Below are 11,566 nucleotides of genomic sequence, written 5' to 3' on the forward strand. Positions count from 1 at the left end.
TCAGCGTTGGTTCTGTTACGGATTGATGACATTTTACCCTTTTTTAAACAAGTTCAATTATTACAATGGCTTGCGGGGTAATTTGAAGATTGGAATTCAGCAACGCGCGCTATGTCAGAATAGTTTCGTATTTCGCAGCGTTGTGTGCATAAGTTTTTTAGGGACTTGGGCGGTTTTTCGACGCTACCACGGTAGCGTCATAAAAAAACCGCCCTCAAAGAGGGCGGTTCAAAGAAGCTAAAAGACCACGGGTTTCGATCAAAATTCTTTGATCGCGGAGATGAGTTTCGCGGCCACTTCCTGCCCGTCGCCGTAGAGCATTCGCGTATTGTCGAGCGTAAACAGCGCGTTTTGTATACCGGAGAACCCGGTTCCCTGGCCGCGTTTGATGACAATGACGTTTTTCGCTTGGTCGGCATTGAGGATGGGCATGCCATAGATGGGGCTTTCCGGATTGGTCCGGGCCATCGGATTGACCACGTCGTTGGCGCCGATGATCAAGGCCACATCGGCGGTCCCGAACTCCGTATTGATCTCCTCAAGGTCGTAGATCAAGTCATAGGGCACGCCCGCCTCGGCGAGCAGCACGTTCATATGACCTGGCATCCGACCGGCTACGGGGTGGATGGCGAATTTGACCTTCACACCACGTCCGATCAACTCCTGGCACAGTTCCCACACTTTGTGTTGGGCTTGAGCCACGGCCATGCCGTAACCGGGCACGATCAATACTTTTTCGGCGTAGGCCATCATCACCGCTGCATCCGGTAACTCGATGGGTTTCATCGTGCCACCCGATTCGCCGACCGCTCCGCCTTCACTGGCTGCACCGAAATTGCTGAACAGGACGTTGGTCAACGGCCGGTTCATCGCCTTGGCCATGAGTTGAGTCAGCAGACTCCCGGCGGCACCAACCACGGTACCGGCGATGATCATGGCCGCGTTCTGCAGCACAAACCCTTCGAACGCCACGGCCAGGCCTGTCAACGCGTTATACAACGAGATGACCACCGGCATGTCGGCGCCCCCAATGGGCAGCGTCATGGTGATCCCGAGGATCAGCGACAAAGTAAAGAAAAGCAGAATCGCGAAACCGCTGGCGTCAGCGCCCGCGTTGACGATGTGCAGTCCGAGGAAAGCGATGACGACGAACAGGCCGAGATTGACCCAATGCTGGTTGTCGAAACGGATCGTCCGTTCGATCAATCCCTGCAGCTTTCCGAAGGCGACCAAGCTCCCGCTGAACGAAACGGTACCGATCACGCCACCGAGTACCGCGAGTGCGACCACCACACCTTCATGTGGCGTGCCAGCGCCCAGTTCCACTGCAGCGATCGCCGCGGCGGCACCGCCACCCATGCCGTTGTAGAGGGCGATCATCTGTGGCATGTCGGTCATGGCGACCTGTTTGCCGCTGACCCACGCCGCACCTCCACCAATGGCCATGGCCAATAACATGAAGAAGTAAGTGCCGAACCCGACATCCGAGCCCATGTCGGGATGGAAGAAGGTGACCAGGGTTGCGACCACCATGCCGGCACCGGCCCAAAGAATCCCGTTACGGGCGGTCTTGGGTGACGACATCCGTTTCAGGCCGATGATGAACAGGAACGCCGTCGCGAAGTAGGCGATGTTAATGAGCGTATTGGCGAAGGAAGGAGCGACTTCTACGGCCATTATTTGCCCTCCTTGCTGCTCTTGAACATTTCCAGCATTCGTTCGGTCACGACATAGCCACCCGCGGCGTTGCCGGCAGCCAGAATGACCCCCAGAAATCCGACCAGTTGGGTGAGAAAAGAGTCTGCTTGACCCATGGCGACCATGGCCCCCACCAACACGATGCCGTGAACGAAATTCGACCCGGACATCAATGGGGTGTGAAGGATCGCCGGGACGCGGCCGATAATTTCATAACCGGTGAATGCCGCCAGCATGAATATATAGAGTGCGGTGAATCCTTCGATCATCAGTTGTCTCCTTCAACCAATTCCCGGGTGGCTTGGTGTTTGATTTCGCCGTCGTGGGTGACGACGCTCTCGGCCAAGATTTCATCGTCCCAGTTCAGCTTGATTTGGCCTTCTTCGACCATCAGCGTGAGAAAGTTCAGGAGGTTCTTGGCATACATCTCACTGGCATGTTCGGCGAGCATGCTCGGAACGTTGAGCGGGCCGTAAATGGTGACATGCTTCGAATGTACTTTCTTGCCCGGCTTGGTGAGCTCGCAATTGCCCCCGCCTTCCGCCGCCAAATCGATGACAACGGCCCCTGGCTTCATCTGACTCACCATGTCCTTGGTGATGATTTTTGGCGCCGGTCGGCCCGGCACGGCGGCGGTCGTGATGACCACATCCGCTTTGCTCACATGCTTGGCGAGCAGGTCCTGTTGCTGGGCTTTTTCCTCTTCGGTGAGCTCCCGCGCATAACCGCCCGCGGCATCCGCACTCACGGCGAGTTGCACAAATTTAGCCCCCAAGGATTCGACCTGCTCCTTGGCGGCCGGCCGCACATCGTAGCCTTCGACTTGTGCGCCTAGGCGCTTGGCGGTGGCGATGGCCTGAAGCCCGGCCACGCCGGCGCCGATGACCAAGGCCGTGGCCGGACGGATGGTCCCGGCTGCGGTCGTCAGCATGGGAAAGAATCGACCCAGCTGATCGGCAGCCATCAAAGCGGCCTTGTATCCGGCAACGGAGGCTTGGGACGACAAGGCATCCATCGACTGTGCTCTGGATATTCGCGGAATCAACTCGACGGAAAACGCGGTGATTTTGCGGTCCCGCAAGAGCTTGATTTGCTCGAGATTCTTATGGGCGGCAAGGAAGCCGATCAATATCGCGCCTTCCTTCATCTGCGCGATTTCCTCAGCGCTCGGCGGTTGCACTTTGAGCACGATATCGGCGTCTTTGTAGGCAGCAGCGGCGTTAGCCACTGCGGTGGCTTTCTCGTATGCCCCGTCGGCAAGACTGACGCCACTGCCGGCATCTTTCTCGATAACGACGTTCAGGCCCATGTCGGCCATCTTATTGGCAACGACGGGAACAAGCGCGACCCGCTTCTCCCCGCTTAAGGTTTCCTTTGGTACGGCTACGTTAATTGGCATGATTCTGTCTCCAGTGCCCGGCCACGAGGTCTGAACGAAATACCGATAACATCCATGTTTGGAGCCGGTGTGCGTGACGGGGGCAAGCAATAGCTTGCCCGGCGGCTACCGACCGCTCATCCGCGGTCAGGTATCCGTGCAACGCAAGGGGATACAAGGGCCGACCGGCAATTATAGCGACGGGGTCGGATGATGGCCAGTGGACCGCCGGAGTAACCGAAGCTTGCAACTATGGGCGTCTTATTATTGTCATAACAATAGCTTGTATTTGCATTTTGTCAGCGGTTCTGACATATAGATGCAAGCCTTGTCGTTCTTGAATTCGTTTTCGACACTTGAGGTGGTGCGTGTACGACTTGAGCCAGCAAGTGCTTCGGACCGATGTCAGTGGCATGCCGCTGGAGTGGGTGGATTATCAGCAGGCCGCCCGACTCTATCACGTCGGTCAAGTCGCCTATTCTTTGGGGTCCTCACTTTATCGTCTCCATGGTGGGATCTGCGCCCGCACCGGCTTGCGCAGCCATGTGGATATTTATTCCATCATTGCCACGGTAGGTGATAGTTCCAACTATCATCGGATTCACTTGCACTACACACCCCCTTTGAGCAATCGCACGTTGTTCCGACGCGATGGCAATCTGTGCCTGTACTGTGGCCAGCGCTTTCGGGACAGTGATTTGTCTCGCGATCACGTTACCCCCTTGAGTCAGGGTGGACGGGATACTTGGGCCAATGTGGTGGCGGCCTGTAAGCGCTGCAACAACCACAAGGCGGGGCGGACGCCCGAGCAGGCGCGTATGCAGTTGCTTGCCATTCCTTTTACGCCCACCCACGCGGAGTATGTCTATCTGCAGGGGCGGCGGGTGTTGGCTGATCAAATGCAGTTTTTACTGGCTCATTTTCCGCGAAGCAGCCCCTTGCATCGACGCGTCCGCGCCGATTTCTCTTAAGTCCCCTGCGTTTTTCCGTCGGGCGCTTGAAGAAGATACGGAGCGATGAGCTCGGTCAGTGCCGCGATGTGATCGCTCCGGTCATTGAGTGCCGGGATATAGCGTAGGTCTTCACCACCGGCCTCACGGAAAAAATCGGCGTTCTGCTCTGCGATCTCTTCGAGTGTTTCAAGGCAATCGGCCGCGAATCCCGGACACACCACGTCCAATTGTCTGAGCCCCGAACCGGCCAAATGGCGCACCGTCTCGTCGGTATAGGGTTTGAGCCATTTTGTCGGGCCAAAACGCGATTGGAAACTCAATGTCCACTCGCTGTCTTTGAGTCCCAGTCGGTCGGCGAGCAGACGTGCGGTGGTTGCACACTGCTCAGGATAAGGGTCGCCAGCATTGGCGTATTGCTGCGGAATGCCATGGAATGACAGCAATAAATGATCACCTCGGCCCCGTGCCGACCAGTGGTCGCGAATACTGTTAGCGAGTGCCTCGATATAGGGGGCGAAGTCCGCATAGCCGGCGACGAAATGCAGCGTCGGAAGAGACCGCCACCGCCGCAACACGTCACTGACGGCATCGAAGGTGCTGGCGGTGGTGGTGGCCGAGTACTGAGGATAGAGCGGCAACACCACGATGCGGTTTGCGCCTGCAGCTTGGACCTGTGCAAGTGCGGTTTCCAAGCTGGGTTGGCCGTAACGCATTCCGAGCGCGATCGTTGTCTTTTCCGGTGCGATGGCTTCCAGACGTTCACGCAGTGCGGCGGCTTGCCGTTCGCTAATGCTCAATAAGGGCGATCCGTCGTCCCAAACGCTGGCATAGGCCAGGGCGGATTTTCGCGGCCGGGTGCGGAGAATGACGCCGTGAAGCAGCGGCCACCACAGCAGACGCGGCGCTTCGATGACGCGAGGGTCGCTCAGAAACTCGGCGAGGTAACGCCGGACGGCCGGAGGGGTCGGTTCATCCGGAGTGCCCAGGTTCGTGAGTACAATGCCCAGGTGCGGATCGCGCCCATTATGGCTGCCTGTCATCTGCGAGGAATCCTTATCATATCGAGCCGATGCTCTCGGAGCCGGTTGTCGTTGCCTTCGGCGTGCATAGCATAGCGGAGACCTACTTGAGGGCGAAATCAAACACGGGTTTGTGTGCGCTTCAGATTAAGTCCGGTGAGTGCGAGCGATACCGATACCGTGGCATTTCGCCGGGTAGTCGGCGTTCTCAGCGCCGTAGGGATTGATTCCGATGGGGCTCGGGTTCATCGGGTGGCGCCGGCGGGGGGATAAGTCTTTGGATCAAGCCCGCCGGCACATCGAGCGAGGAAAGCAAGCGGCTGCCCGCTGCGTACTCCACCATTCGGGCTCCCAGCAGCACTTGGAGGGTGCCGACCAGCACGCCTCGCTGAACGGAATTTGCCAGTGGATTGTCAGGCACCGGTGCAAGCAAAGGGTCCTTGGTTTTTGCCGCTTGGCGGTAGTCGTCCGGAAGACCCCATTGGGTGAGTGCGGCGTGGGTCATCAGTCCGCCATTGCGGCGCATGAGCACGCGGAGCAGTTTTCTCATCGACTCGCGCGGAACTTGGTTTTCGATCAAGAACGGCAGGCTGTGTTGAAAGACCAGAATTCGTCCGCTGTTGCTCAGCAGGCCCAGCAGATAGGCGGCAAACGATTCGGTGTCGGCACGCAGCGCGAAGACCCGGCAAGCGTTGGCGCATTGTGGTGCGTGGGCCCATACCCGCTGGCCGAAATCCGGGAGTCCAGGCAGGTTGACCATCAGCATGGGTTTCATGGCGATTCCGCAAACGGCAGTCCGCATGCCTTCGTATCCGATGTGTACGATGGCGTAGTCGATACTGCCGATGGGGCCGGCAGCCGGTTGGTAGTAGGCGCTGTTGGCGACCCTCAGCACTTCGGCGGTGATGGCCGGGTCCCGCCGAACGATCTCGGCGACTTGGCGCGCGGATGAGCCGGGATCGTTCATTTTGTGAATCAGTTGGGGTACGACGCTGGGTAAGTGAGGTAGCGATAGATGGGTGTTGGTTGCTCGACGGAGCAAGCGGTCGAGTCTTCGGGCCAAGCGTTTCTCCCGGTCATCTAATCCCTCGGTGGCGTGGGGACCCAGTAACCACTGATCGAACAGGTCAGCGACTTGTTCCAACGACAGCGTTTGCTCGTCCGGTGCCGCGGCGCTTCGGTTGGCACCCGCGGCGGGCACCGGGGTGATCGCCGCCACAGCGCGAGCCCGCCCCCGTTTTCGGCGCGGCCAGAGTTTGCGAAAGTGGAAACGCCAATTAGGCATTATTCGGCAAGCTTTTCATGGCAAGGGCTTCCAATCATGCGTCAAACGCCCGTCGCCATTGTGGGATCAGCGGGCGCGAGGCGCTGGAGACGGACGACCACCCATCACTTCATGAATGGGAATCTCGCTGATGCCGTACCCGGCAGTTTCCGGAATCCGCATGACTTGGCCGTTCGGGCCGGCTGCCATTTCGGGCAACACCGTGACCACGGTGGAGTCGCGTGCCGCAGCAATGGTGTCGGCGACGTGGTGGTGGCGCGCCAGTTTCTGCAGATTCATGCGCGTTGGCCAGATGATGGTCAGTGTGCCGGCCGCGGCCTGTTCCAGGGCGTCTTGAGGGCGGATCCACAATGAGTCCACAGTCTCGCCGCCATCATGCAGGGCCACCTGATCCTCAGGCGCTTCAGCCAAAAAGAAATGGGTATCGAAACGTTTGGGTGCCATTACGGGCGTGATCCAGTGGGCGAATGGGGTTAAGCGATCCGTTGCGAGCTCCAAGTTTTCCCGGCTGGCCACATCGCCAAGATATACCGCCTTGGTTTCCACCGCTTGGCGATAGCGGCGCTCAAGATCAGCCAGCGCGGCGGCTCGAATCAGTTCGCCGGACATGCGCTCGCGGGCCAGCAGGACGCCGCATTCCTCGAAAGCCTCTCGAATGGAGGCAACCCGAAACGCCATGTCATCAGGCGAAATGCCTGGCAGCGGCCGACAATGTGTCAACACCGAAGGCAAGGTATCCGCCTGATCGACCTTGCCGCCGGGGAAAACCAGCGCGCCGCCAGCAAAATCGATTTGGTGATGGCGTTTGACCATAAAGACCTGCATTCCGCGAGGATGGTCGCGGACGAGCAGGAGTGTTGCCGCTGGGCGCGGCGGCTGTGTCGTTTCCATTTCCCTCTCCCCCATCTTTTCTACATCGTTATTCGCAATCAGTGCTTTAGCTTTATTTTGGGAATTTTTCGATCATGACGCGAAAATGACACCGACGTCCAGCGTTGTTCAACGGACGGTGGTGTTCTGCGGGGATACGTTGGGGACCGTCAGCATCAGGGCAAGACCTGCCAGAAAGAATATCAACACAACGGACAGTCCGATCCGCGGACTGCCGCTAATCCAGGTAAGCCAGCCCACCAACATGGGGCCTAAAAACGCTGTTGTTTTGCCGGAAAATGCCATTAAGCCAAACATTTCAGTGCGCAATTCCGTCGGCGCGACATGGGAAAGGTAAGATCGGCTCGCCGCCTGGGCCGGGCCGACAAATAATCCCAGTAGCGTACCGGACACCCAAAACGCGGTCGTGGACTCCACCGTGAGGATGGCCACGCCGGTGGTCAGCAGTCCGATCAGCGAGAGAACAATGGTGTTTCGGCTGCCCATCAGGTCATCCAGCCAGGCGAACAATCCGGCACCGATTCCGGCGGTCAGGTTTAGGACGATGGCAAACATCATGACCTCGGAGGTGTTCAGTCCGAAACTGCCGGCCGCGTAGATGCCACCGAACGCGAAAACGGTCGTTAGGCCGTCGATAAAGAACATTCGGGCAATCAGGAAGCGGATGATCACGCCATAGCGGCCCAAGTGACGCAGCGAGTCACCCAACTGTTTCAATCCCTGTCCGATGGCGGCGCCCAAGGGCAGGCGGGCTCGCGGTTGGTCTGGGGTGAAGAAAAACAAGGGCAAAGAAAAGACCAGATACCAAACACCGGCGAGGACGAAGGTGGCACGAACGTGCTCGGCTTGATCCCGGTCCAGACCAAATGGCGGCGGGTCCGCTTGTATGAGCCCGAACAGTGCGATCACCAGGCAGGCCAATCCGCCCAGGTAACCCAGGCCCCATGCCCAGCCGGACCAGCGGCCGATACGGTTCGGTTCGACCAGATCAGCCAGCATGGCATTGTAGAAAACCACGGCCAGTTCCACGCTGACGGTGCCAATGCCGACCAGAAGCAGGCCTTGGATTAAGTAAGACGGGTCGGGCTTGACGCTCCACAGCAGCACAGTGGCGACTGCCCCGGACACGGTCAGTGCGATCAGCCATGGTTTGCGGCGCCCGGCTCGGTCGGCAATGGCGCCCAGGACGGGTGCGGTGAGCGCCACGATGAGTCCGGCCAGGCCGACCGCTTGCCCCCACAATGCGTTGGCAGCCGATGGGTCCGCGATCACCGCTTCCATCAGATAGGTCGCGAAGACAAAGGTCTGAATCATGGTGGCAAATGCGCTGCTTGCCCAATCGTAAAAGGCCCAGGAAATCAGCGCGCGGCGCGAGGACGTCATTCAGTTGCTCCCACGTTGTGTTGGTCCTCCCCGCGCGCTCGACGCGCGCGCGCGATTGGGCGTCGGGCGGCGCTGCCCTTTCGACGACCAGGGCTGTTATCCTTTGCGCTCAAAGCCGACGTTTTGAGTCAGCGGCCACGCGCAATGGATAAATAATGGCGACGTTTACTTTAACCGCAAGTTGCCCGGACCAGATCGGAATTATCGCTGCGGTCAGCGGCTTTCTTGCCGAGCACGGTGGATCTATCGTGGAGGCCAGTCAACACTCTGATCAGGTGACTGGCTGGTTTTTTATGCGCTATGAGTTTCTGGCGGACGGGTTACCTTTCGATCTGGACGGCTTTTGCGCGGCGTTTGCCCCTTTGGCCGAGAAATTCGGAATGCAATGCACCGTGCGTTCGGCCGACGTCCCGTGCAAGGTGCTGATTCTCGTCAGCCGGGAAGATCATTGCCTCAATGATTTGCTCTACCGCTGGCGTAGTCGGGATTTCCGCTTTGACGTGGTTGCTGTGCTTTCGAATCACGAGTCTTTGCACGATCAAGTGGCCGCCTACGGTCTGCCGTTTCATCACGTCCCGATCGTACCGGCCACGCGAGAGCAGTCGTTCGCACAGGTCGAGCGGATCTTTTTAGAATACGGTGCCGATGTCATGGTTCTGGCCCGTTACATGCAAATCCTGCCGGTGGATTTGTGCCACCGATACGCCAATCGAATCATCAATATCCATCACAGTTTCTTACCTTCCTTTGCCGGGGCGCAGCCCTACCGACAAGCCTACGAGCGGGGTGTGAAGATTATTGGCGCGACCTGCCACTATGTCACTCCGGAGTTGGACGCCGGGCCTATTATTGAGCAGGACGTGATCCGCGTGGCTCACGGGGACACGGTGGAGCGTATGATCGCCTTTGGTCGGGATGTGGAGAAAACCGTGTTGGCGCGGGGGCTGCGTTACCATGTTCAGGGGCGGGTTTTGGTTCACGGTAATAAAACTGTGGTATTTCCGTAACGACTCGGCGATGCGCGGGTTCATCAGCAGACGGTCATTGAAAGGAGAGACAATGTTGGGGCGACGGATCGGCTGGGTCTTGGGGCTGGCTTTGTGGGGGCTTCCTGTCCTGGCGTGGGCTGACATTGAGGTGGGCCTGGGTTATCAGTACCAGCAATTGGAGTATTCACCCGTGGGTGGTTTGGAAGCGAGCTCGGGTTTGCATGGGCTGACCCTGCGTTTCCGTGAGCCGATTGACGAATGGTACGGCGATCTCAAGTTGTTCTACTTGACCGGTAGCGCCGATGATGTGGTATCGGCTTCGGGGGACGAGACCGACTGGGCCGCCGAGTATCGTTTTGGGCGTTCGCTGAATCATTGGTTTTCTTTGTATACCGGCGTTGCGTATCGTGACTGGACCACCGAAGACGGCGGCTTCGAAAGAGAACGAACCTATATCTATTCGCCGGTGGGTTTGGGTGTCGGTCATCCCATGGGCGGGATGGGTAGCTGGCGACTCGGCCTCGAATACGGATTGCTATGGGAGTCGGACATCGAGCCGGGAACCGACGACGACGGAGACTATTGGCAACTCGAGTTTGAGTTTCAATGGACCTTTGCCGGCAGAAATACGGTGTTCGCTGCGCCTTACGTCAGACAGTGGAGCGACACGGGCGATACCACGACATTCGGCCTCGCTCTGGGGATGGTTTTTTAGCCGGCCGCTGTGACGACGGTATCGCCTTGCGGGCTGGGATTATTCCGGCACGGCATGTTCCAGCACGCGGGCCAGTTCCTTGATTTTTTCGTTACCCCCTTGCTCCACCAAAAAGCGTTGCGCGGCGCGTAAAAGGCCATGGATGTGATCGTGGCCGGCTTGATCGGCTGCGGCCAATTCAGGTTCCAGCATGGTTTGAAACCGAAAATAATTACTGCGGCGTAATGCGGTTTCCAGGCGATGGCTCACGGTCAGGCCGAGACGGTCCTTGATCGGGTCGATCATCCATGACAGATCAGGCGCACTGGCTGGGGCTTCCGCCGCCAAGCGCTCCGGTGTCGCATCCTTGCCCAGTCCGGTGCCGAATGAGGCGAGTAAGCAGCCGGGGTAATCCGCCGGATCCCGTTGACCAAATTCCGCCAGATGGGCGACGGCCTGCAAGGAGGGGTTCCGGTCAAACATTCCGCCATCGATCAGCTCGATCAGCCCCTGAATCGGGACGTCGATCTGTTTGGGTGGGAATACGGTGGGCAGGGCCGCCGACGCCAGGCAGATGTCGCGAATCAGCAAATCCTGGTGATTGGGGTCGGCGCTATCGAAAATCATCGGACGCTCATGTCGGTTGTCCACCGCCGAGACCAGTGTGCGGGTCGGGATTTCGCCGAACCGTCGATCCTCGAAGATCTCAGTCAGTACGATCTCCAACCCTTGATTGTCATAGCGCGCCGGCGCCAGGCCTTCGCGGAACATTCGCTGGAACTGGTTCAGTAGTCTGGCGAATCCTTTCGGAAATACTTTCTCTCCGTGGCGTTGGTAGTGGCGCAGGATGTCCAGTGTGGTCATTCCCAGTCCCAACGCGCAGGTTAAAAGGCTTCCGGTGGACGTGCCGGTAAATACGTGGAAGTACCGGTACGTGGGGTGCGCCAGCATCATTTGCAACTGGTGGAGCCAAACCGCCGTCATAAAGCCACGAATCCCACCCCCGTCTATGCTCAATATGCGTAGTTGTTCTCGACGTTCCATGGTTTTGAGTGTCTGATTGTCTCGGCTTTTTGTTTGGTGTTGTTCGCAGTATCGGCGTTTATGGCCACTTTCTGCCAGTGGTTTCGCGCCCGGGCTCGCCGCTTGCCGTGTGTTGTCGCTGAAGGTTTTTGTGGACTTGCCGAAAAAAACTTATACAAAAGTGTTGCATCTATGTACAAGTATGCTCTATATTTCATCACATCTGTGGATTTAAGCGTCACAAAACTTATAC

At 58.2% G+C, this 11,566-nt stretch carries 11 protein-coding genes; 3 read left to right on the forward strand and 8 right to left on the reverse strand.

The window, feature by feature from the left end; translation table 11 throughout:
* Window positions 1-258: 258 nt before the first annotated feature.
* The 3 genes from SVU69_06055 to SVU69_06065 are packed head-to-tail and all read right to left on the reverse strand — an operon-like array spanning window position 259 to window position 3,097.
* Window positions 259-1,677 (reverse strand): NAD(P)(+) transhydrogenase (Re/Si-specific) subunit beta, encoded by a 1,419-nt coding sequence (locus SVU69_06055; protein MDY6942564.1) that lies wholly within the window; start codon window positions 1,675-1,677, stop codon window positions 259-261.
* Window positions 1,677-1,967 carry an NAD(P) transhydrogenase subunit alpha gene (locus SVU69_06060; protein MDY6942565.1) on the reverse strand — a complete coding sequence of 97 codons (291 nt, stop codon included), beginning with the start codon at window positions 1,965-1,967 and terminating at the stop codon, window positions 1,677-1,679. The genes SVU69_06055 and SVU69_06060 overlap by 1 nt, the downstream gene beginning before the upstream one ends.
* Window positions 1,967-3,097, reverse strand: coding sequence for a Re/Si-specific NAD(P)(+) transhydrogenase subunit alpha (locus SVU69_06065; protein MDY6942566.1), 1,131 nt, complete (start codon window positions 3,095-3,097; stop codon window positions 1,967-1,969). The genes SVU69_06060 and SVU69_06065 overlap by 1 nt, the downstream gene beginning before the upstream one ends.
* Before the next feature lie 392 nt (window positions 3,098-3,489).
* Here SVU69_06065 and SVU69_06070 point away from each other — a divergent pair, with 392 nt between their 5' ends.
* The gene (locus SVU69_06070) at window positions 3,490-4,047 is read left to right on the forward strand and encodes an HNH endonuclease (protein ID MDY6942567.1); all 558 of its coding nucleotides are present in this window, start codon (window positions 3,490-3,492) and stop codon (window positions 4,045-4,047) included.
* Here the strand turns inward: SVU69_06070 and hemH are convergent.
* The 4 genes from hemH to SVU69_06090 form a co-directional block, all read right to left on the reverse strand.
* Window positions 4,044-5,069, reverse strand: coding sequence for a ferrochelatase (hemH, locus tag SVU69_06075; protein ID MDY6942568.1), 1,026 nt, complete (start codon window positions 5,067-5,069; stop codon window positions 4,044-4,046). The genes SVU69_06070 and hemH overlap by 4 nt on opposite strands.
* 187 nt (window positions 5,070-5,256) lie before the next feature.
* Window positions 5,257-6,267, reverse strand: a complete 1,011-nt coding sequence (locus tag SVU69_06080) for an HDOD domain-containing protein (protein MDY6942569.1) — start codon at window positions 6,265-6,267, stop codon at window positions 5,257-5,259.
* A 132-nt stretch (window positions 6,268-6,399) separates the two neighbouring features.
* Window positions 6,400-7,224, reverse strand: coding sequence for an NUDIX domain-containing protein (locus SVU69_06085; GenBank protein ID MDY6942570.1), 825 nt, complete (start codon window positions 7,222-7,224; stop codon window positions 6,400-6,402).
* A gap of 108 nt (window positions 7,225-7,332) precedes the next feature.
* Window positions 7,333-8,607, reverse strand: a complete 1,275-nt coding sequence (locus tag SVU69_06090) for an MFS transporter (protein ID MDY6942571.1) — start codon at window positions 8,605-8,607, stop codon at window positions 7,333-7,335.
* A 155-nt stretch (window positions 8,608-8,762) separates the two neighbouring features.
* Here SVU69_06090 and purU point away from each other — a divergent pair, with 155 nt between their 5' ends.
* Together purU and SVU69_06100 are read left to right on the forward strand one after the other, a co-directional pair.
* Window positions 8,763-9,614, forward strand: coding sequence for a formyltetrahydrofolate deformylase (gene purU, locus SVU69_06095; GenBank protein MDY6942572.1), 852 nt, complete (start codon window positions 8,763-8,765; stop codon window positions 9,612-9,614).
* Between the two features lie 52 nt (window positions 9,615-9,666).
* Complete coding sequence (locus SVU69_06100) at window positions 9,667-10,311, forward strand: hypothetical protein (GenBank protein MDY6942573.1); 645 nt, start codon at window positions 9,667-9,669, stop codon at window positions 10,309-10,311.
* A 39-nt stretch (window positions 10,312-10,350) separates the two neighbouring features.
* Here the strand turns inward: SVU69_06100 and SVU69_06105 are convergent, their stop codons facing one another.
* Complete coding sequence (locus SVU69_06105; protein ID MDY6942574.1) at window positions 10,351-11,334, reverse strand: patatin-like phospholipase family protein; 984 nt, start codon at window positions 11,332-11,334, stop codon at window positions 10,351-10,353.
* Window positions 11,335-11,566 lie beyond the last annotated feature (232 nt).

The sequence above is a fragment of the Pseudomonadota bacterium genome (genome assembly GCA_034189865.1).
GTDB lineage: Bacteria > Pseudomonadota > Gammaproteobacteria > UBA5335 > UBA5335 > JAXHTV01.